The following is a 20,722-nucleotide window of genomic DNA, read 5'->3' on the forward strand; positions in this document are numbered from 1 at the left end:
ATTCCGGACTTCTGGACGTTCCGGCCTCCGTTAGGAGACCGGGCCGCCGAAGATGTCGATGCGGCTGCCCTCGGCGAGGGTCACGATGGCGCGCTTGGTGTTGGCGCGCTTCCCGAAACCGGTGCGGGTGCGCTTGCGCTTGCCCTGCCGGTTGATCGTGTTGACCCCGGTGACCTTGACCGAGAAGACCGCCTCGACGGCCTGCTTGATCTGGGTCTTGTTCGCGCGCGGGTCGACGATGAACGTGTACTTGTTCTCGTCCAGCAGCGCGTAGCTCTTCTCGGAGACGACCGGCTTGACGAGGATGTCGCGCGGGTCGGAGAAGGTCTTGCTGGTGACAGCGGTCGCCTCAGTCATCAGGCGTCGCTCCCTTCGAGCTCAGCGGCCTTGGGACCAGCCACGAAGGACTCGAAGGCGGCCTTGGTGAAGACCACGTCGTCGGAGACGAGCACGTCGTACGTGTTCAGCTGGCCCGGCTCCAGGATGTGCACCTGGGGCAGGTTGCGGGCGGACAGCCACGCGGCCTCGTCCGAGCGCTCGGCGACCAGGAGCAGGTTCTTGCGCTCGCTGATCTTGCCCAGCAGGGACTTGGCGGCCTTGGTGGAGATGTCGCCGTCCACCACGCCGGTCACCACGTGGATACGGGAGTGGCGCGCCCGGTCGGAGAGGGCACCACGCAGGGCGGCGACCTTCATCTTCTTCGGGGTGCGCTGCGAGTAGTCGCGCGGCACGGGACCGTGCACGACGCCACCACCGGCGAACTGCGGCGCGCGGGTCGAACCCTGGCGGGCGCGACCGGTGCCCTTCTGGCGGTAGGGCTTCTTGCCACCGCCGCGGACCTCGCCGCGAGTCTTCGTCTTGTGCGTGCCCTGTCGGGCAGCGGCCAGCTGTGCGACGACGACCTGGTGGATCAGCGGAACGCTGACCTGAGCGTCGAAGATCTCCGCGGGGAGCTCGACGGTCCCGGCCTTGTCGCCTGCCGGCGAAAGGATGTCAATGGTGCTCATCGGTTACCTCAGGCCCCCTTGGCCGCGGTACGGACCAGGACGAGGCCGCCGTTCGGACCAGGAACCGCGCCCTTGATGAGCAGCAGGCCCTTCTCCGCGTCAACGGCGTGGACGGTCAGGTTCTGGGTGGTGACCCGCTCGTTGCCCATGCGGCCGGCCATGCGCAGGCCCTTGAACACGCGGCCCGGGGTGGCGCAGCCACCGATCGAGCCCGGCGAGCGGTGCTTGCGCTGGGTGCCGTGACCGGCGCCCAGGCCCTTGAAGCCGTGGCGCTTCATGACACCGGCGGTGCCCTTGCCCTTGCTGGTGCCGGTCACGTCGACCTTGACACCGGACTCGAACACCTCGGCGGTGACCTCCTGGCCGAGCGTGTACTCGCTGGCGTCAGCGGTACGCAGCTCCACCAGGTGGCGGCGCGGGGTGACGTCGGCCTTCGCGAAGTGGCCCTTGAGGGGCTTGTTCACCTTGCGCGGGTCGATCTCGCCGAAGGCGATCTGGACGGCGCTGTAGCCGTCCGTGTCAGCGGTACGGACCTGGGTCACGACGCAGGGACCGGCCTTGACGACGGTGACCGGGACGACACGGTTGTTCTCGTCCCACACCTGCGTCATACCGAGCTTCTCGCCCAGGACGCCCTTGATCTGCTTAGCCATCTCGCGCGTCACCTCAGAGCTTGATCTCGATGTCGACGCCGGCCGGCAGGTCGAGACGCATCAGCGAGTCGACGGTCTTCGGCGTGGGGTCGAGGATGTCGATGAGGCGCTTGTGCGTGCGCATCTCGAAGTGCTCGCGCGAGTCCTTGTACTTGTGCGGCGACTTGATGACGCAGTACACGTTCTTCTCAGTGGGCAGCGGCACCGGGCCCGCGACCGACGCACCAGTGCGGGTCACCGTCTCGACGATCTTCTTCGCCGAGGAGTCGATGACCTCGTGGTCGTAGGCCTTGAGCCGGATGCGGATCTTCTGTCCCGCCATGGCTACTTCGTAGTCCTGTCTCTCGTAACGCTCTGGGACCCGGTGCGTTCCCGTCTTTCCTCCGACCCCCGCGGTCGGGCGTGTCGCGCCCCTTCTTGTAAATCTCCCTGGAGAGATTCCCTGGTGAAAGGGGTACGTGGGGGAAAGACACCCACCGGGCGCCTGGCTGGGGCCCCGCTGACGCTTCCCGGAAGATTCCCGTACTTCCACCCCTGAGAAGGGGTGACGAGTACCGTGGGACTCGCTTCCGGTCCTCCCGGCGGGAGGCGCGCAGCATCGGCACTCAACCGAGCAACCTGAACAGTGTGCCATACGGGCTGTCGCCATCGCGAATCGGGCGTGGGAGCTTACCCCACGCGAGTAGCGACGAACCCCCGAGGTGCGCGGGCCCGGCCGCCCCGGCGGGCGGCACGGCCGGTGGCGACCGCCGCCCCGGGACCCGGCCGCCGCGCGCACGGGGCGCGCTCGGCGGTCACCGCCGGGCGGGTCGGAGGACGGGGCCGGCCCCGCTCAGCCCGCTGCCGCGAACCTCACGAACGCGCTCCACTCTTCCGGAGCAAAGGCGAGCCACGGCCCCTGGGGGTCCGTGGAGTCCCGGACGCGCACCACGCCGGGGGCGGCCGCCACCTCGACGCACGCTGGGCCGTCATCCGTACTGTGGCTGCTCTTGCGCCATTCCAGCACGGAGCCATCTTGAGTAGTGGGCCTGAGGGTCATGTCTCTCCCAGCACTTTCTCGATGAAGGCGAGCGAATCCCGTGGCGTGAGAGCCTGCGCTCGGATAATCCCATAGCGGATGTCGAGGATCTGGGACTCTCTGGGATCGGCGATGACCCGGCTGACCAGCTGGACCTCGTTGTGCCCCACGGTGCTGCCGTCCCGGAGCCGGAGCAGCCGGAACGAACCGCCCAGCCCGGAGTTCTCCTCCCGGCCCAGCGGGAGCACCTGGAGGTCCACGTTCCGCAGTCGGGCCATCGCCAGCAGATGCCGAAGCTGCTCCCGCATGACCGTCCTGCCGCCGATGGCTCGCCGCAGCGTGGCCTCGCACTGCACGAAGTTGAACACCGTCATCACCCCGGGACGACTCAAGATCTCCTGCCTGGCCATCCGGGCTGCCAGCCGCCTTTCGAGTTCCTCATCAGGGAAGACCGGACGACGGCTGCCGAGGACGGCACGTGCGTACTCCTCGGTCTGCAGCAGTCCGTCCACGACTGAGTTGTTGTACGCCCCCAGCTCGACCGCCTCGGCCTCCAGACGTGCCAGGTCCCGCACCTTCTTCGGGTACCGCGCCTCCGCGACGTCCTTCTTCATCGCGGCGATCTTCCCGCCCGCGCCCAGGGCGTCGTCCGCCTTGTCCAGGAACTCCGGCCGGGGAATGCGCCGCCCCCGCTCCACGGCGGACACCAGTTCCTCTCCGTATCCGATGGCCGCGCCCAGCTCGGCCTGCCGGAGCCCGGCCGCCTCCCGCCACAGCTTGATCTGGCGGGCGACCGCCTTGACCACCGCTCCGCTGTCGTCCGCCAGGCCGGGTTCCCAGTCCGCGCCGTCCGCACCGTCCGTGAAGAGTTCCGCGGGCCTCCCGCGCTCCTCCGCACCGCTGCCCACCGTCATGGCCCCCACCTCCCGTATACGCGTCCGTGTGCGACGCCTGCCGCCTCCGGCGGACGGGCCGGACAGGGCCGGACCGGAGCCGGACGACCACCGTCCGTACAGGCATCGGTACTTTTCAGCCTAGTCACGCTTGGCCACGCTGAGTGATGTGAGCCACAACATCACTCGAACCGACACGTCCGCTCAAGCCGATCTCCAGTTCACCGTGCTGCTCTCGGCCACCCGCAAGGCGGCCCGGCTGGCCCGGCTGCTCTCGGTCGAGCAACTCCGCTCCTGGGGGCTGCCGTTCGAGCCGGCGGCCCTGGTGATCGCCGAACTCGCGTCGAACGCGGCCCGGCACGGCCGGATGCCCGGTCGCAGCTTCCGGCTGAGCTTGGGCGCCACCGCGCACGGCCCGGTGACCACGGTGCGCATCGAGGTGGCGGACACCCGCACCGAACAGGTCCCGGTGATCCGCCGCCACACGGACGGCAGCGGGCAGGGGCACCGCGAGTCGGGCTACGGCCTGCTGCTCGTCGAGGAACTGGCCGACCGCTGGGGCACCTTCCTCGGGCCGCTCCCCCGCAAGACGGTGTGGGCGGAGCTGGACCTGCGGAGCTGAGCCGCCACGCCGCCGGTGCCCGTGCCGGCGGCCCGGGTACCGGCCCCAACCCGCCTGGCGAGACGACGCGTTGGCGTCGGCGCGGCGTGCGAGGGAGCGCGCGGGCCGGGCCGCGTCCGGGGCGGGGGCGCGGGGCGCGTCCGGGCGCGGCGCGGACGCCCGACCCGGCGTCCCCGGGCGGGGGCTCCTCCCGAACCGGTTCACCCGCCCGGCGGCTCCGGCCACCTATCCTGACCGCCATGGACGTTCCCGCCGTGACCGTGGCCGACGGGGTGCGGCTGCGCCTCCTCGCGCCGGAGGACGCCGACGCCCTCTGCCGCGCCTATCTGCGCAACCGGGAACACCTGCGGCCGTGGGAACCGGACCGCGACGCCCGCTTCCACACCCCCGAGGGCCAGGCCGAGCGGCTGCACGACCAGCTCGCGCAGCGGGACGCCGGCCGACTGCTGCCCTGGGTCCTGGACGACGGCGAGCGGATCATCGGCACCATCACCCTGTCGAACATCGTGCTGGGGCCGTTCCGCAACGCCTATCTCGGCTACTGGATCGACGCCGGCCTCACCGGCCGGGGGCTGGCCACCGCCGCCACCCGAGCGGTCCTGGGCATCGCCGACGAGCGGCTGGCCCTGCACCGGGTCGAGGCGAGCACCCGCGTCGACAACATCGGCTCGCAGCGCGTCCTGATCAGGTGCGGCTTCGAGCTGATCGGCACCGCCCCCCGGTACCTGCACATCGCCGGGGCGTGGCGCGATCACCTGATCTTCCAGCGGATCCTGAACGACCGCCGGCCGGCGTAGCGCCCGCCGCCGGCCTGTTCAGCTCTGCGGGTCGGCGCTCTCCAGCGAGTCGAGCCAGCGCAGCAGGCGGGTTCCCTCCCGGGTCATGACGTCGGGGTCGCGCAGGGCGTTGGCCAGGAGCGACATGCCCTGATAGCCGGAGACCAGGGTGAGGGCCAGATCGTCCGGGTGGGCCAGGCCCAGTGCGCGGAACTGCTGCCCGGCCCAGTCCAGCAGTCGCCGGATCACCGCGCCGGCCTCCGCGTCGAGGGTCCCGTCCGCCCGCTTGTCGAGTTCCACCGCCAGCGTGCCGGTGGGACAGCCGTAGCGGGCGGCGACGTCCCGCGCGCCGATCCAGCCCTCGACCAGCGCCTTGAGGCGGTCGCGCGGGTCGTCCGACTGCTCCAGCCGGGCGGTGATCTCGTCCAGGTGCGCGCTGTGCTCGGCCAGGGCGGCGCTGACCAGCTCGTCCTTGGTCTTGAAGTAGTAGTAGACGTTCCCGACGGGGACTTCGGCCTCCCGCGCGATGTCGGCGAGGGTGGTGCGCTCGACGCCCTGCTCGTGCAGCACCCGTGCCGCGGCCCGGGTGAGTCGGCGGCGCTTCTCGGACGCCCGCGCCCGCGGATTCACTGAGTTGGTCACCCGACTGACTATAGACAGCCTCCCGTGGGACCGTGCTACGGTCGTTCTCAGTTAGCCAACTAACTCACCGAGGAGAGCCATCGTGATCACTGTGACGGGTGCGACCGGGAACGTCGGGCGGACGCTGGTACGACTGCTGGCCGAGGCGGGCGAGGAGGTCGTCGCCGTGTCCCGGCAGCCACGGCCCGCGGGGCTGCCGACCGGCGTCCGGAGCGGCCGGGCCGACCTCGGCGACGCGAAGAGCATGCGGCCCGTCATCGAAGGCAGCCGTGCCCTGTTCGTCCTGCTGGGCGGCGAGCTGAACAGCCGGGGCGAACGCCCGGGCGCCCTGCTGGAGGCGGCCGCCGATGCCGGGATCAAGCGGGTCGTCCTGCTCTCCTCGCAGGTCAGTGCCACCCGCCCGGACGCGGGCTCACACGCCCGGCTGCGGGAGTACGAGGCCGCCGTACGCGCGTCCGGGCTGGAGTTCACGATCCTGCGCCCCGGCGGTTTCGCGTCCAACGCCTTCGCCTGGGCCGAGCCGGTCCGCGCCCGGCGCACGGTCTTCGCTCCGTTCGGTGACGTGGCGCTGCCGGTCGTCGACCCGGACGACATCGCCGCGGTCGCCGCCGCCGCGCTGCGCGAGGACGGTCACGCCGGCCGGGCGTACGAGCTGACCGGCCCCGAGCCGATCAGCCCGCGCCGGCAGGCCGCGGTGATCTCCGAGGCGCTGGGCGAGGACGTCGCGTTCGTGGAGCTGTCGCGTGCGGAGGCGCACGCCCGGATGGCGCGGTTCATGCCGGAGGAGGCGGTCAGCGGCACATTGGACATCCTCGGCGCGCCGCTCCCGGCCGAGCAGACGGCCGGCCCTGACGTGGCGGAGGTGCTGCGCCGCCCGGCCCGCCCGTTCGGCGACTGGGTCGCCCGGAACCTGGCCGCGTTCCGGTAGGAAGCCTCCCGGGCGCGACGCGTCCGGAAGGCGCTGTCCGGCGGCGGCACCGTTCACCGGGGTCCGGCGGCAGGGCGGGCCGGGGCCCGGCGCTCCGCCCGCCGGGCCCCGGCCCGCCTCACAGCTCTCCCAGCACCTTCTCGATGAAGGCCAGCGACTCCCACCGCAGGAGCGCCTGCCCCCGGATGGCCTCGAAGCGGATGTCGAGGACCCGGACCTCCTTGGGGTCGGTGAACAACGGGCTGCCCATCTGCACCTCGTTGTGTCCCACGGTGCTGCCGTCCCGGAGCCGCAGCACGCGCAGCGAGCCTCCGAGTCCGGCGTTCTCCGCGCAGCTCAGCGGCAGCACCCGCAGGTCCACGTTCCGCCACTGCCCGACCTCCAGGAGGTGTTCGAGCTGGCGGCGCATCACGGCCCGGCCGCCGACCGTGCGGCGCAGCGTGGCCTCGCACTGCACGAAGGTGAACCCGGTCCGCGTCTCCGAGCGCAGCAGGATGTCCTGCCGGGCCATCCGGGCCGCCACCCGCCGCTCCAGCTCCGCCTCGGTGAACGCCGGACGGCGGCCGCCGAGGACGGCGCGGGCGTACTCCTCGGTCTGGAGCAGTGCGTCGACGACGGAGTTGTTGTAGGCGCCCAGCTCGACGGCGTCGTCCTCCAGCCGGCCCGGGCGCCGCGTCCGCCCGGGCTGCCCGGCCGCCATGACGTCCTTCTCCAGGACCGCGAGCTGCCCGCCGGACACCGGCGGCTCGTCCGTCAGCGTCAGGAAGCTCGGCGCGGACTTCCGCCGCCCCCGCTCGGCGGCCGGGGCCGCCTCCCGGTAGCCGATGGCCGGGCCCCGTTCCGGCTGCCGGGACCGCGTCTCCTCCAGGCGGACCGCGAGGCTGCCGACCGTTCTCACCGCGGTGCCGCTGCGGCCCTCCTCCACCCCGGTGTCCCACCCGGGACCGTTCGCGCCGTCCGTCGCGAGGCCCCTGTGCCTCGGGCCTTCCGCAACGCCGTTGTCGCCGGTCATGAGCCCACCTCCGAGTGCCCGTCGGTCTGCGTCACCGCCCGCCCGGACACGTCACGGCGTGTGGTCCGGACAGCACCGGGCCCCGCACCGGACAGCCACGGTCCGTACAGGCGTCGATACTGTTATCACCCTAGACACACGCCGTCACACGGAGTGCGGCACGCGGAAACATCACCCGAACCGGATCTTCCGCTCAAGTCGCACTCAAGTCGGCCGTGGAGCCGCCGCCCAACTCCGCACCGGAGCCCGGAATCCCGGCCTCCGGCGGACCGGGCGCCCATCGGCCGGGTCCCGGCGCGGCGGGCGATCCCAAGAGCACCGACCACCGGATATCCGGGAACCCCAGGAACCGGGAGAAAGACCTCACCCACCCAGCCAAACCACCAACCCCGTCACCCGCTCGGGTGATTGCGCCCGGCTGGAGTGGCGCACCGGCGGGCGAGCGCGGCAGGCTCGGCCCCGACCACCGCAGAAAATGCGACGGCCCCCGGCCGGGACGGGCATCCCGGGTCGAGGGCCTGACCACCCAGGAAGTAGGCGCTTCCCGATGGCTGGAGAGCAGCGTAGCGCGCCCGCGCGCACCCATTCCCGGCTTCGCCGAACTGTCGGCGGAGTCACCCAGGTGAGTGAACGCCACCCCCGCCGGTACTCGATCATCGGCAACCACCTCACCCAGCACCGCGAACTGTCGCTGACCGCGATCGGGCTCGGCGCGCACATCCAGTCGCTGCCGGACGGCGCACCGGTCGACATCCGGACCCTGGCCGGGCGGTTCCCGGAGGGGCGGGGCCGGATCGCCGGGGCGCTGCGGGAGCTGGAGGCCCACGGCTACCTGGAGCGGACCCGGGTGCGGACCCCCGACGGGCGGATCGTCACCCGCACCGTCGCGTACCACGCCCCGGCAGCCCGCGGCGGCCCCGGCGATGCCGCCCGCCCCGCGGTGCGTGCGACCCGCCCCGCGGTGGGTGCGGCCCGCCCCGCCGTGGGCGATGCCCGCCCCGGTCCGGGCGGCCGTACGGTGGGCGCGGCCGCCCCGCCCCGTCCGCCGTGCCCGCCCGCCGAGCCGCCCCCGACCGCCCGCCCGGCGGCGCCCCGGTACGCCACACCGGCCCCGGCCCCCGGCCCGCCGCCGGCCGCCGCCTCCGCACCGCCCGCATCGTCCGCACCGGCGCCCGGCGGTCCCGTACCGCCCGCGTCCGCGCCCGGCGCGCACCCACCGCCCGCGTCCCCGCCCGCCGCGCTGCCGCCACCCGCCCCCGCCACGCTGCCGTCGCCCCCACCCGCCGCCGTGAGGTCACCCGCCCCCGCCGACCCCGGGCCCCCGGCCGCGACGCGCACCCTGCCGGCGCCCGGCCCGATCCCCGCGCCCCGCCCGGCACCGCCACCGCTCCCGGGGCCCGCCGCACCGGCGCCGGACGGCCATCGGGCCGCCGAGGCGCTCCTCGCCGGCCTGCACCGACACGAGCCCCGGCTCCTCCTCTCCGAGCGGGACGTGCGCCACCTCGCCCCGGCCGTGGCCGCCTGGCTGGAGCGTGGCGCCGGTCACGACGCGGTACGCCACGCGCTCACCGCCAACCTGCCGGCGGACCTGCGCCACCCGGCGGCCCTGCTGGCGCACCGGCTCACCGGGCTGCTGCCACCGCAGCTGCCGGACGACCCGCCCGCCCCCGCCGCGGCGCGCCCCGACCCGCTCCAGAACTGCGATTCCTGCGACCGCGCCTTCCGCTCCCCGTCCCCCGGCCACTGCCGGGAGTGCCGGACCGCCGCCGGCGGGACCGCCCGCTGACGACGGCGGGATCGCCCGCTGACGGCGAAGCGGGAGCCTGTCATGCTCCCGCCATTGATCATTCTGTGACCGGCAATACCACGCGACAGGGCAACCTGTGAAGATCGCGGTCCGTCCTATATCACGCTGAAGCAGCCGGGGACTCACGTGCTGCACGACGGGACGGGGTCACCCAGATGGCTGGACACTCCGGGGGCCATGCCCCCATGCCGCAAACCGCCATGCCACCGAACGCCGCGGAGCGGTTCGCTTTCGCTCTCACCCGCCGCCGCACGCTGGCCGCCCTGGCCGCGGTGACGGCCGCCACCGCGGTCTCCTGCTCCGAAGCCGCCCCGGCCACCAGCGCCTCGCCCGCACCCGTCCGGTCCGTCAACCCGCTCGGCGCGGAACCGTTCACACCGGTGACCGGCGACAACGACACGGTGCTGATGCAGGTCCTCGCCCACCCCGACGACGACCTGTACTTCATGAACCCGGACACCCAGCACCTGCTGCGGGCCGGCGCCCGGGTGGTGTGCGTCTACGTCACCGCCGGCGAGGCCAAGGGCGTCAACCGGGCACCCGGCACACCGCTGCCGGAGCCGGACAAGGCCGCCTACTCCGCCTCCCGCCACCAGGGACTGCGCCAGGCGTACGCCGAGATGCTGGGGATGGACCGGTTCACCCGCTGGCAGCGCGCGGTCGCCGACCTGCCGGGCGGGGTCCGGGCCGAGACCAACCGGCTGGCCGCCGGCGGCCGCGAGGTACAGCTGGTCTTCCTCAACGTCGCCATGCTCTCGGACAACAAGGTCCGGCTGCCGCACCTGTGGGACATACCCGGGGTGGTGGCCAACACCCTGGTCGCCGACGGTTCACCGCAGCGGGAGGTGTACCGGTACCGGCACGAGACCCTGGTCGACGTGCTCGCCGCGCTCATGGACCGGTTCCGGCCCACCGTGATCCACACCCTCGACCCCGACCCCGACTTCCAGGTCCACGACGCCGCGCACCCCCGCGACAACGACCAGCCGGACTGCTCCGACCACCGCGACCACACCCCGGTGGCGCTCTTCACCTGGAAGGCGATATCCCAGTGGGTCGCCGACGCCACCGGCCGGGACGGGCGCGCCCCCCGCTTCACCACCACCGCCTTCCGCGGCTACTACAACCAGCGGTGGCCGCACAACCTGCCCCCCGCCGTGGTCGGCCGGAAGGCCCGCCTGCTGGAGGCGTACGGCGGCGCCCCCGGCTGGGCCTGCGGCAACGCCGCGGGCTGCGGTGACTACAGCCAGGGCGGCGGCGGACCGCTGCGCAACCGCAAGGGCTGGGTGCGCTCCACCCACTACCGCTACCCCGGCGCCCTGCCCGCCCCCACCACCGACCGCCAGGGACGCCTGGTCGCCTACGGGGTGCTGGGCACGCACGCGGTCCGCTGGCGCGAGACGGCCCCCCGCAGCGGCCGCTTCGGCGCCCCCCGCAACCTCGGCGGCGGGCCGCTGGCCCCCACCCTGTGCGCGGTCCGGGACACCACCGGACGCCAGTTGCTGTTCGCGCTGCGGTTCAGCGGCCTGGCCGGACAGGGCCGGGACAACACCCGCGACATCGTCGTCCTGGAGGAGCGCACCCCGGACGGGCCGTTCGGCGCCTGGCAGTCGCTGGGCACCCCGCACGACGACCCGGAGGACGGTCGCCGGGTGGGCGCCCCGGTCGCCGTGGCCACCCCCGACGGACGCGTCCACCTCTTCGTCCGCACCGCCGACAAGGGTCTCGCCACCCGGGTCCGCACCGCCACCGGCCACTGGGGCGAGTGGCTGCCGCTGGGCGGCGGCGAGATCCAGGACGGGCTGACCGTACTGCTCGACCGGGAGCAGCTGGTCCACGTCTTCGCCGCCGGGCGCGAGACCGTGCACCACTGGGCGCAGAGCCACATCGACGGCGGGCCGCAGCCCCAGCCGCCGACCGGGCTGCCGGTCCCCGGCGAGCGGCCCGGCGCCGTGCTCACCACCGACGGCACCATCGCGCTGGTCTACCGCTCCCCCGCCGGCGCCCAGCCGTACCTCTACACCCTCGACCCACTGACCGGCCCGGCGTCGGCACCGCTGCGCCACTTCGACGGGTACGGGCCGGTGGCCGCGCTTCCGGTGCCGGTCCCGGGCAGCGCCGACACGGTGCTGCTGGCGGGCAAGTCCGTCGACGGCGAGGTACTGCTGCGGTACGGCACCGATGTCGGCACCCGGCCGCTGCGCTCCCCCGGCCGGCTGGTACCGGTGGGCGACCCCGCGGTGCTGCCGGGCGGCGCCGGCCGGCTGTGCGTGGTGGGCATGTCCCCGGGGGCCACCCCGTGGATCTGGCGGCCCGCCCCCACCTCCCGGGCCTGATCCCGCCACCCGGGCCCGCCCCGCCTTCCGGACCCGCCCCGACCTCCCGGGCCTGATCCGCCGCCCGGGTGGCCCCCGCACGCGGCGGTCCCGCTCGGACCGACCGCCGCACGAGGTGACCCCCGCACGGCATGGCCCCGCACGAGATGACCGCCCGGTCGGCCGCCGCACGGGGCGGCCGCGGGCTCCGCGGTGCGGCGCGGCACCCCCGGCAGCACGAAAAAGACCTGGGTCCCACCCACCGTTTCCGGTGGGTGGGACCCAGGTCGTGATGCTCCGGGGAGCGTCCCTCCCCGCCAGCCTTCGGCGCGGAGGGGGTCAGGTCACTTGTTGATCTTGGTGACCTGGCCGGCGCCGACGGTCCGGCCACCCTCACGGATGGCGAACTTCAGGCCCTCCTCCATGGCGACCGGCTGGATCAGCTCGACCGACATCTCGGTGTTGTCGCCCGGCATGACCATCTCGGTGCCCTCGGGGAGGGTCACAACGCCCGTCACGTCCGTGGTACGGAAGTAGAACTGCGGACGGTAGTTGTTGAAGAACGGCGTGTGACGGCCACCCTCGTCCTTGGAGAGGATGTAGGCCTGCGCCTCGAACGAGGTGTGCGGGGTGACCGAGCCCGGCTTGATGATGACCTGGCCGCGCTCGACGTCCTCGCGCTTGATGCCGCGGAGCAGCAGACCGACGTTCTCACCGGCCTGGCCCTCGTCGAGCAGCTTGCGGAACATCTCGATGCCGGTGACCGTGGTGGTGGTCTTCTCCTGCTTGATGCCGATGATGTCCACGGTCTCGTTGACCTTCAGGACACCACGCTCGATACGGCCGGTGACGACCGTACCGCGACCGGTGATGGTGAAGACATCCTCGATCGGCATGAGGAACGGCTTGTCGACGTCGCGCTCCGGCTGCGGGATCGACTCGTCGACGGCGTTCATCAGGTTGAGGACCGACTCGCCCCACTCGGCGTCGCCCTCGAGCGCCTTCAGCGCCGAGACCTTGACGACCGGAACGTCGTCGCCCGGGAACTCGTACTCGGAGAGGAGCTCACGCACCTCGAGCTCGACGAGCTCCAGGATCTCCTCGTCGTCCACCATGTCGGCCTTGTTCAGGGCGACAACGATGTACGGCACACCGACCTGGCGGGCCAGGAGCACGTGCTCCTTGGTCTGCGGCATCGGGCCGTCGGTGGCGGCGACCACCAGGATGGCGCCGTCCATCTGCGCCGCACCGGTGATCATGTTCTTGATGTAGTCCGCGTGACCCGGGCAGTCGACGTGCGCGTAGTGGCGCGACTCGGTCTGGTACTCGACGTGCGCGATGGAGATGGTGATACCGCGCTGCCGCTCCTCAGGAGCCTTGTCGATCTGGTCGAACGCCGAAGCCTCGTTCAGGTCCGGGTACTTGTCGTGCAGCACCTTGGTGATCGCCGCGGTAAGGGTCGTCTTACCGTGGTCGATGTGACCGATGGTGCCGATGTTGACGTGCGGCTTAGTCCGCTCGAACTTCGCCTTCGCCACTGGGGTCCTCCTGTGGAGTGGTTCTGTAACGCATCCACACTTTGCGGATGGGTTCAGGTGGTCTTACCGAACCGGCCAGGACCCCGAGGGGGATGCCCTTCGCCGTATTCGTTTCTGGGGGCCGGCGGCCGGGGCCCCGCCACAGATCACATGGAGCGATCTGTGGCGGTATGCCCCGATGCCTTTAGCTCCAGCCTAAAGGGGATGGCAACGAAGTGTTACTCGCCCTTGGCCTTCGCGATGATCTCCTCGGCGACGTTCCGGGGAACCTCGGCGTAGGAGTCGAACTGCATGGAGTAGCTGGCGCGGCCAGAGGTCTTGCTGCGCAGGTCTCCGACGTAGCCGAACATCTCGGACAGCGGAACCAGGCCGGTGACCAGCTTGGCACCACTGCGGTCCTCCATGGACTGGATCTGTCCACGGCGGGAGTTGATGTCGCCGATCACATCGCCCATGTAGTCCTCGGGCGTGGTGACCTCGACCTTCATCATCGGCTCGAGCAGGGCCGGGCTGGCCTTGCGGGCGGCCTCCTTGAAGGCCATCGAACCGGCGATCTTGAAGGCCATCTCGGAAGAGTCGACCTCGTGGTAGCCACCGTCGAGCAGCGTGACCTTGACACCCGTCAGCGGGTAGCCGGCCAGCACGCCGAACTCCATGGCCTCCTGGCAGCCGGCGTCGACCGAGGGGATGTACTCCTTCGGAACGCGGCCACCGGTGACCTTGTTCTCGAACTCGTAGCCGTCGCCCTCGAGCGGCTCCAGCGCGATCTGGATCTTCGCGAACTGACCGGAACCACCGGTCTGCTTCTTGTGCGTGTAGTCCAGACGCTCGACCGCCTTGCGCAGCGTCTCGCGGTACGCGACCTGCGGCTTGCCGACGTTGGCCTCGACCTTGAACTCACGGCGCATACGGTCGACCAGCACGTCCAGGTGCAGCTCGCCCATACCAGCGATGATGGTCTGGCCGGTCTCCTCGTCGGTCTTGACGCGGAAGGACGGGTCCTCCTCGGCCAGCCGCTGGATCGCGACGCCCAGCTTCTCCTGGTCGCCCTTGGACTTCGGCTCGATGGCCACCTCGATGACCGGGGCCGGGAAGTCCATGGACTCCAGGATCACCGGCTTGGCGGAGTCGCTGAGGGTCTCGCCGGTGGTGGTCTGCTTCAGACCCATGACGGCGACGATGTCGCCGGCACCCACGCTGTCGATCTCCTCACGCTTGTTCGCGTGCATCCGGTAGATCTTGCCGATCCGCTCCTTCCGGCCCTTCACGGAGTTCAGCACCTGGGTGCCGGTCTCCATGCGGCCGGAGTAGACGCGGACGAAGGTGAGCTTGCCCAGGTGGGGGTCGCTCATGATCTTGAAGGCAAGGCCGGCGAACGGCTCGTCGTCGGACGGCTTGCGCTTCACGACCTCTTCGTCGTTGCTCGGCAGGTGACCCTCGACCGCCTCGATGTCGAGCGGCGACGGCAGGTAGCGCACGACCGCGTCGAGCAGGGGCTGGACGCCCTTGTTCTTGAACGCGGTGCCACAGAACACCGGGGTGACCGTGGTGGTGCCCTTGCCGGTGGAGGCGATGGTGATGCGGCGGATGGCCGCGTACAGCTGCTCCTCGGTGGGCTCGACGCCCTCCAGGAACAGCTCCATCATCTCCTCGTCGTTCTCCGCGACGGCCTCGAGCAGCTTGCCGCGCCACTCCTCGGCAGCCTCGGTGTGGGTGTCCGGGATGTCGACGACGTCGTACATCTCGCCCTTGGCGGCCTCGGCGGACCAGACCAGAGCCTTCATCTGGACGAGGTCCACCACGCCCTTGAAGTCGGCCTCGGCACCGATCGGCAGCTGCATGACCAGCGGCACCGCACCGAGCCGGTCGACGATCATGTCGACGCAGCGGTGGAACTCGGCACCGGTACGGTCCAGCTTGTTGACGAAGCAGATGCGCGGCACGCCGTAGCGGTCCGCCTGACGCCACACGGTCTCGGACTGGGGCTCGACGCCCGCGACACCGTCGAACACCGTGACGGCACCGTCGAGCACGCGCAGCGAGCGCTCCACCTCGACGGTGAAGTCGACGTGGCCCGGGGTGTCGATGATGTTGATCGTGTGGTCGACGTTCGCGAGCGGCCAGTGACAGGTCGTCGCGGCCGACGTGATCGTGATGCCGCGCTCCTGCTCCTGCTCCATCCAGTCCATCGTGGCAGCGCCGTCGTGGACCTCACCGATCTTGTACGAGACACCGGTGTAGAACAGGATCCGCTCGGTGGTGGTCGTCTTGCCCGCGTCGATGTGGGCCATGATCCCGATGTTGCGGACCCTGGCCAGGTCAAGTGAAGTGGTAGCCATGAGGCTTTCGTCTTCTCTCGGTTCTCGATGGGGTAGCGACTACCAGCGGTAGTGCGCGAAGGCCTTGTTGGACTCGGCCATCTTGTGGGTGTCCTCGCGACGCTTGACGGAGGCGCCCAGACCGTTGCTGGCGTCCAGCAGCTCGTTCATCAGACGCTCGGTCATGGTCTTCTCGCGGCGGGCGCGGGAGTAACCCACGAGCCAGCGCAGCGCGAGGGTGGAGGCGCGGCCGGGCTTGACCTCGACCGGGACCTGGTAGGTGGCGCCACCGACACGGCGGGACTTCACCTCAAGGGCCGGCTTCACGTTCTCGAGCGCGCGCTTGAGCGTGATGACGGGGTCGTTGCCGGTCTTCTCGCGCAGGCCCTCCATGGCACCGTAGACGATGCGCTCGGCGGTGGACCGCTTGCCGTTCAGCAGGATCTTGTTGATCAGCGAGGTGACAAGAGGAGAGTTGTAGACCGGGTCGATGATGACCGGGCGCTTCGGGGCGGGGCCCTTACGAGGCATTCTTACTTCTCCTTCTTGGCGCCGTAGCGGCTGCGAGCCTGCTTGCGGTTCTTGACGCCCTGCGTGTCGAGGGAGCCGCGGATGATCTTGTAACGAACACCCGGCAGGTCCTTCACACGACCGCCACGCACGAGCACGATGGAGTGCTCCTGCAGGTTGTGGCCCTCACCCGGAATGTAAGCGGTGACCTCGATCCCGCTGGTCAGACGCACACGCGCGACCTTACGCAGGGCCGAGTTCGGCTTCTTCGGGGTGGTCGTGAAAACACGCGTGCAGACGCCACGACGCTGGGGGGAACCCTCGAGCGCGGGCGTCTTGTTCTTCTCGACCTTGTCCTGCCGGCCCTTGCGGACCAGCTGCTGGATCGTAGGCACCGTTTCTCCGGTTTCTGTGTGCCGTCTCGTTAAAGCTAACCTGGGGATTCTCCGACCCACGCGGTCGGGTGTGTCGCGGACTGCAGACTTTCGCGGGAAGCGAGAGAGTGCGTCAGTCTCGGTGTCGACACCTCGGGCCCCATGGCATAAGCGCGCACGGGAGCCCAGGGACACCCCAGGCACAAGGTCAGAGCGTACCTAGCGCATCGGCTCCGGTCAAAACAAATGCACACGCGCAGGACACACCGTCCCGCAGCATAGTCGTCACGCACCGCGGGCGGAACCCCAGCAGGGCGGCCACCCCGTCCTGGGGTGACCGCCCTGCCCGTGTCACGTGCCGGTACTCCGACCGGCCGCTACCACCTACTGGTTGTACGGACCGTAGTCGTAGTCCTCCAGCGGGACCGCCTGGCCGGAGCCGGTACCGAACGGCGAGTAGTCGATGTCGTCGTAACCGACGGCCGAGTACATCGCGGCCTTGGCCTCCTCGGTCGGCTCGACCCGGATGTTCCGGTAGCGGGACAGGCCCGTACCGGCCGGGATGAGCTTACCGATGATGACGTTCTCCTTGAGGCCGATCAGGGAGTCCGACTTGGCGTTGATCGCCGCGTCGGTCAGGACCCTGGTCGTCTCCTGGAAGGACGCCGCCGACAGCCACGACTCGGTCGCCAGCGAGGCCTTGGTGATACCCATCAGCTGCGGACGGCCGGAGGCGGGGTGACCGCCCTCGGTGACCACCCGACGGTTCTCCGACTCGAAGCGCGAACGCTCCACCAGCTCGCCCGGCAGCAGCTCCGCGTCGCCGGACTCGATGATCGTCACCCGGCGCAGCATCTGCCGGATGATGATCTCGATGTGCTTGTCGTGGATCGACACACCCTGCGAGTTGTAGACCTTCTGGACCTCGCCGACCAGGTGCACCTGGACGGCGCGCTGGCCGAGGATGCGCAGCACGTCGTGCGGGTTGGTGGCACCCACCGTCAGCGCCTGGCCGACCTCGACGTGGTCGCCCTCGCCCACCAGCAGACGGGCTCGCTTCGAGATGCCGTAGGAGGTCTCGTCGGAGCCGTCGTCCGGGGTGACGACGATCTTCTTGGTCTTCTCGGTCTCCTCGATCCGGACGCGGCCGGCCGCCTCCGAGATCGGGGCGACACCCTTGGGCGTACGGGCCTCGAAGAGCTCGACGACACGCGGCAGACCCTGGGTGATGTCGTCACCGGCCACACCACCGGTGTGGAAGGTACGCATCGTCAGCTGGGTACCGGGCTCACCGATGGACTGGGCGGCGATGATGCCGACCGCCTCACCGATGTCCACCAGCTTGCCGGTCGCCAGCGAGCGGCCGTAGCACATGGCGCAGGTGCCGACGGCGGACTCGCAGGTGAGCACCGAGCGGGTCTTGACCTGCTCGACGCCGTGCCGGACGAGCTCCTGGATGAGGACGTCACCCAGGTCGGTGCCGGCCGGGGCCAGCACCTTGCCGTCGACCACGATGTCCTCGGCGAGGCAGCGCGCGTACACGCTGGTCTCGACGTCGTCGGTCTTCCGCAGCACACCGTCCGCGCCCTTGGTCGCGATCGCCAGCTTGAGGCCGCGCTCGGTGCCGCAGTCCTCCTCGCGGATGATCACGTCCTGCGAGACGTCCACCAGACGACGGGTGAGGTAACCCGAGTCGGCGGTACGCAGCGCGGTGTCGGCCAGACCCTTACGGGCACCGTGCGTGGAGATGAAGTACTCCAGCACCGACAGGCCCTCACGGAAGGACGCCTTGATCGGACGCGGGATGGTCTCGTTCTTCGCGTTCGACACCAGACCACGCATACCGGCGATCTGCCGCATCTGCATCATGTTTCCTCGGGCACCCGAGTCAACCATCATGAAGATGGGGTTCGTCTTGGGGAAGTTCGAGTTCATCGCCTCGGCGACCTCGTTGGTCGCCTTGGTCCAGATCGCGATGAGCTCCTGCGTGCGCTCGTCCTTGGTGATCAGACCGCGCTCGTACTGCTTCTGGACCTTCTCGTCCTGCGCCTCGTAGCCCGCGACGATGGCCTTCTTGGCCTCGGGGACGACGACGTCGGAGATCGCGACGGTGACACCGGACCGGGTGGCCCAGTGGAAACCGGCCGCCTTCAGGTTGTCCAGGGTCGCCGCGACGATGACCTTCGGATAGCGCTCGGCGAGGTCGTTGACGATCTCGGAGAGCTGCTTCTTGCCCACCGAGTAGTCGACGAACGGGTAGTCCTCGGGCAGCAGCTCGTTGAAGAGCGCGCGGCCCAGCGTGGTGCGCAGCCGGAAGCTGTCACCCTGCTGCCAGGCGGCCTCACCCTCGTCCGACCCCTCGACGACCGGCGGGGTCCAGCCGCGGGGCGGGACGCTGCCGACCGGGAACCGGATGTCGACCTTCGCCTGGAGCGACAGCTCCCGGGCGTCGAAGGCCATGATCGCCTCGGCGGTGGAGCCGAAGGACCGGCCCTCGCCGCGGACCTCCCGCTCCTCCTCGTCGGTGGTGAGGAAGAACAGGCCCAGCACCATGTCCTGGGTCGGCATGGTGACCGGACGGCCGTCGGCCGGCTTGAGGATGTTGTTCGAGGACAGCATCAGGATGCGGGCCTCGGCCTGGGCCTCCGCGGACAGCGGCAGGTGCACGGCCATCTGGTCACCGTCGAAGTCCGCGTTGAACGCGGTGCACACGAGCGGGTGAATCTGGATGGCCTTGCCCTCGACCAGCTGCGGCTCGAAGGCCTGGATGCCCAGACGGTGCAGGGTGGGCGCACGGTTCAGCAGCACCGGGTGCTCGGCGATGACCTCTTCGAGGACGTCGTACACCACGGTGCGGCCACGCTCGACCATGCGCTTGGCCGACTTGATGTTCTGCGCGTGGTTGAGGTCCACCAGGCGCTTCATCACGAACGGCTTGAACAGCTCCAGCGCCATCGCCTTCGGCAGACCGCACTGGTGCAGCTTGAGCTGCGGGCCGACGACGATGACGGAACGCGCCGAGTAGTCGACACGCTTGCCCAGCAGGTTCTGACGGAATCGACCCTGCTTGCCCTTCAGCATGTCGCTGAGGGACTTCAGCGGGCGGTTACCGGGACCGGTCACCGGGCGACCGCGGCGGCCGTTGTCGAACAGCGCGTCGACGGCCTCCTGCAGCATCCGCTTCTCGTTGTTCACGATGATCTCGGGGGCACCGAGGTCCAGCAGACGCTTCAGACGGTTGTTCCGGTTGATGACCCGGCGGTACAGGTCGTTCAGGTCGGAGGTCGCGAAGCGGCCACCGTCCAGCTGCACCATCGGACGCAGGTCCGGCGGGATGACCGGGATGCAGTCCAGCACCATGCCGTTCGGGCTGTTGCGGGTCTGCAGGAACGCCGAGACGACCTTGAGGCGCTTGAGCGCGCGGGTCTTCTTCTGGCCCTTGCCGGTCCGGATGATCTCGCGGAGCTTCTCGGCCTCCTCGTCGAGGTCGAAGGACTCCAGGCGCTTCTGCAGCGCGGCCGCGCCCATGCCACCCATGAAGTAGGTGCCGAAGCGGTCACGCAGCTCGCGGTAGAGCAGCTCGTCGCCCTCGAGGTCCTGGACCTTGAGGTTCTTGAAGCGGTTCCACACCTCGTCGAGACGGTCGATCTCGCGCTGCGCGCGGTCGCGCAGCTGCTTCATCTCCCGCTCGGCGCCTTCGCGCACCTTGCGGCGCACGTCCGCCTTGGCGCCCTCGGCCTCCAGCTCGGCCAGGTCCGACTCGAGCTTCTTGGCCCGGGCCTCCAGGTCGGCGTCGCGGCGCTGCTCGATCTGCTGGCGCTCGACGGAGACGTGGGCCTCCAGCGACGGCAGGTCGCGCGTACGGCGCTCGTCGTCCACCCACGTGATCATGTAGGCGGCGAAGTAGATGACCTTCTCGAGGTCCTTCGGGGCGAGGTCGAGCAGGTAGCCCAGCCGCGACGGAACGCCCTTGAAGTACCAGATGTGGGTGACGGGAGCGGCCAGCTCGATGTGGCCCATCCGCTCACGGCGCACCTTGGCCCGAGTGACCTCGACGCCACAGCGCTCGCAGATGATGCCCTTGAACCGGACACGCTTGTACTTACCGCAGTAGCACTCCCAGTCCCGGGTGGGACCGAAGATCTTCTCGCAGAAGAGCCCGTCCTTTTCCGGCTTCAGGGTGCGGTAGTTGATGGTCTCCGGCTTCTTCACCTCGCCGTGGGACCACTGTCGGATGTCGTCCGCGGTCGCCAGGCCGATCCGCAGCTCGTCGAAGAAGTTGACGTCGAGCACTTGTCGTCAATCCCTC

The 20,722-nt window shown here is 70.5% G+C and carries 18 protein-coding genes; 5 read left to right on the forward strand and 13 right to left on the reverse strand.

The features are described from left to right. Positions 1 to 30 precede the first annotated feature (30 nt). The 6 genes from rplW to ACH4B3_RS05160 form a co-directional block, all read right to left on the reverse strand. On the reverse strand, positions 31 to 357 hold the full coding sequence (gene rplW, locus ACH4B3_RS05135) for a 50S ribosomal protein L23 (protein WP_398461312.1): 327 nt from the start codon (positions 355 to 357) through the stop codon (positions 31 to 33). Next, a complete protein-coding gene (rplD, locus tag ACH4B3_RS05140) occupies positions 357 to 1,007 on the reverse strand; it encodes a 50S ribosomal protein L4 (protein WP_398461313.1) in 651 nt (216 codons plus the stop codon). Before rplD ends, rplW begins: the two co-directional genes overlap by 1 nt. Before the next feature lie 8 nt (positions 1,008 to 1,015). After that, complete coding sequence (gene rplC / locus ACH4B3_RS05145; RefSeq protein ID WP_398461314.1) at positions 1,016 to 1,660, reverse strand: 50S ribosomal protein L3; 645 nt, start codon at positions 1,658 to 1,660, stop codon at positions 1,016 to 1,018. Between the two features lie 13 nt (positions 1,661 to 1,673). Further along, positions 1,674 to 1,982, reverse strand: coding sequence for a 30S ribosomal protein S10 (gene rpsJ / locus ACH4B3_RS05150; RefSeq protein WP_003948644.1), 309 nt, complete (start codon positions 1,980 to 1,982; stop codon positions 1,674 to 1,676). Positions 1,983 to 2,492: 510 nt separating this feature from the next. Further along, positions 2,493 to 2,699 carry a DUF397 domain-containing protein gene (locus ACH4B3_RS05155; protein ID WP_398461315.1) on the reverse strand — a complete coding sequence of 69 codons (207 nt, stop codon included), beginning with the start codon at positions 2,697 to 2,699 and terminating at the stop codon, positions 2,493 to 2,495. Continuing rightward, a complete protein-coding gene (locus tag ACH4B3_RS05160) occupies positions 2,696 to 3,592 on the reverse strand; it encodes a helix-turn-helix transcriptional regulator (protein WP_398461316.1) in 897 nt (298 codons plus the stop codon). The genes ACH4B3_RS05155 and ACH4B3_RS05160 overlap by 4 nt, the downstream gene beginning before the upstream one ends. A 148-nt stretch (positions 3,593 to 3,740) precedes the next feature. On the opposite strand from ACH4B3_RS05160, the gene ACH4B3_RS05165 reads away from it, so the two are divergent. Then, complete coding sequence (locus tag ACH4B3_RS05165; RefSeq protein WP_398461317.1) at positions 3,741 to 4,193, forward strand: ATP-binding protein; 453 nt, start codon at positions 3,741 to 3,743, stop codon at positions 4,191 to 4,193. A 239-nt stretch (positions 4,194 to 4,432) separates the two neighbouring features. Then, a complete protein-coding gene (locus ACH4B3_RS05170; protein WP_398461318.1) occupies positions 4,433 to 4,990 on the forward strand; it encodes a GNAT family N-acetyltransferase in 558 nt (185 codons plus the stop codon). A gap of 18 nt (positions 4,991 to 5,008) precedes the next feature. Here the strand turns inward: ACH4B3_RS05170 and ACH4B3_RS05175 are convergent, their stop codons facing one another. Then, a complete protein-coding gene (locus ACH4B3_RS05175) occupies positions 5,009 to 5,611 on the reverse strand; it encodes a TetR/AcrR family transcriptional regulator (protein ID WP_398461319.1) in 603 nt (200 codons plus the stop codon). Positions 5,612 to 5,693: 82 nt separating this feature from the next. Here ACH4B3_RS05175 and ACH4B3_RS05180 point away from each other — a divergent pair, with 82 nt between their 5' ends. Further along, positions 5,694 to 6,539 carry an NAD(P)H-binding protein gene (locus ACH4B3_RS05180; protein WP_398461320.1) on the forward strand — a complete coding sequence of 282 codons (846 nt, stop codon included), beginning with the start codon at positions 5,694 to 5,696 and terminating at the stop codon, positions 6,537 to 6,539. Between the two features lie 118 nt (positions 6,540 to 6,657). Here the strand turns inward: ACH4B3_RS05180 and ACH4B3_RS05185 are convergent, their stop codons facing one another. Next, complete coding sequence (locus ACH4B3_RS05185; protein WP_398461321.1) at positions 6,658 to 7,551, reverse strand: DUF5753 domain-containing protein; 894 nt, start codon at positions 7,549 to 7,551, stop codon at positions 6,658 to 6,660. A gap of 622 nt (positions 7,552 to 8,173) precedes the next feature. Here ACH4B3_RS05185 and ACH4B3_RS05190 point away from each other — a divergent pair. Together ACH4B3_RS05190 and ACH4B3_RS05195 are read left to right on the forward strand one after the other, a co-directional pair. Continuing rightward, on the forward strand, positions 8,174 to 9,337 hold the full coding sequence (locus ACH4B3_RS05190; protein WP_398461322.1) for a hypothetical protein: 1,164 nt from the start codon (positions 8,174 to 8,176) through the stop codon (positions 9,335 to 9,337). A gap of 206 nt (positions 9,338 to 9,543) precedes the next feature. Continuing rightward, complete coding sequence (locus ACH4B3_RS05195) at positions 9,544 to 11,694, forward strand: PIG-L family deacetylase (protein ID WP_398461323.1); 2,151 nt, start codon at positions 9,544 to 9,546, stop codon at positions 11,692 to 11,694. Positions 11,695 to 12,017: 323 nt separating this feature from the next. On the opposite strand, the gene tuf is transcribed toward ACH4B3_RS05195, so the two are convergent. From tuf to ACH4B3_RS05220, 5 genes are all read right to left on the reverse strand, one after another. Next, entirely contained in the window at positions 12,018 to 13,211 is a 1,194-nt protein-coding gene (gene tuf / locus ACH4B3_RS05200; protein ID WP_398461324.1) for an elongation factor Tu, read from the reverse strand. 218 nt (positions 13,212 to 13,429) lie between these two features. Further along, on the reverse strand, positions 13,430 to 15,550 hold the full coding sequence (gene fusA, locus ACH4B3_RS05205; RefSeq protein WP_398461325.1) for an elongation factor G: 2,121 nt from the start codon (positions 15,548 to 15,550) through the stop codon (positions 13,430 to 13,432). A 39-nt stretch (positions 15,551 to 15,589) separates the two neighbouring features. After that, entirely contained in the window at positions 15,590 to 16,060 is a 471-nt protein-coding gene (gene rpsG / locus ACH4B3_RS05210; protein ID WP_135340137.1) for a 30S ribosomal protein S7, read from the reverse strand. A 2-nt stretch (positions 16,061 to 16,062) separates the two neighbouring features. Next, entirely contained in the window at positions 16,063 to 16,434 is a 372-nt protein-coding gene (rpsL, locus tag ACH4B3_RS05215) for a 30S ribosomal protein S12 (RefSeq protein ID WP_003948652.1), read from the reverse strand. Between the two features lie 363 nt (positions 16,435 to 16,797). Further along, positions 16,798 to 20,706 carry a DNA-directed RNA polymerase subunit beta' gene (locus tag ACH4B3_RS05220; protein ID WP_398461326.1) on the reverse strand — a complete coding sequence of 1,303 codons (3,909 nt, stop codon included), beginning with the start codon at positions 20,704 to 20,706 and terminating at the stop codon, positions 16,798 to 16,800. Between the last annotated feature and the right edge of the window lie 16 nt (positions 20,707 to 20,722).

Source organism: Streptomyces sp. NPDC018031, from assembly GCF_044327625.1.
Classification (GTDB): Bacteria; Actinomycetota; Actinomycetes; order Streptomycetales; family Streptomycetaceae; genus Streptomyces.

Coding starts and splice junctions, on each gene's coding strand:
- rplW (WP_398461312.1), bottom strand. CDS start 357: ATGACTGAGGCGACCGCTGTCACCAGCAAGACCTTCTCCGACCCGCGC.
- rplD (WP_398461313.1), bottom strand. CDS start 1,007: ATGAGCACCATTGACATCCTTTCGCCGGCAGGCGACAAGGCCGGGACC.
- rplC (WP_398461314.1), bottom strand. CDS start 1,660: ATGGCTAAGCAGATCAAGGGCGTCCTGGGCGAGAAGCTCGGTATGACG.
- rpsJ (WP_003948644.1), bottom strand. CDS start 1,982: ATGGCGGGACAGAAGATCCGCATCCGGCTCAAGGCCTACGACCACGAG.
- ACH4B3_RS05155 (WP_398461315.1), bottom strand. CDS start 2,699: ATGACCCTCAGGCCCACTACTCAAGATGGCTCCGTGCTGGAATGGCGC.
- ACH4B3_RS05160 (WP_398461316.1), bottom strand. CDS start 3,592: ATGACGGTGGGCAGCGGTGCGGAGGAGCGCGGGAGGCCCGCGGAACTC.
- ACH4B3_RS05170 (WP_398461318.1), top strand. CDS start 4,433: ATGGACGTTCCCGCCGTGACCGTGGCCGACGGGGTGCGGCTGCGCCTC.
- ACH4B3_RS05185 (WP_398461321.1), bottom strand. CDS start 7,551: ATGACCGGCGACAACGGCGTTGCGGAAGGCCCGAGGCACAGGGGCCTC.
- ACH4B3_RS05195 (WP_398461323.1), top strand. CDS start 9,544: ATGCCGCAAACCGCCATGCCACCGAACGCCGCGGAGCGGTTCGCTTTC.
- fusA (WP_398461325.1), bottom strand. CDS start 15,550: ATGGCTACCACTTCACTTGACCTGGCCAGGGTCCGCAACATCGGGATC.
- rpsG (WP_135340137.1), bottom strand. CDS start 16,060: ATGCCTCGTAAGGGCCCCGCCCCGAAGCGCCCGGTCATCATCGACCCG.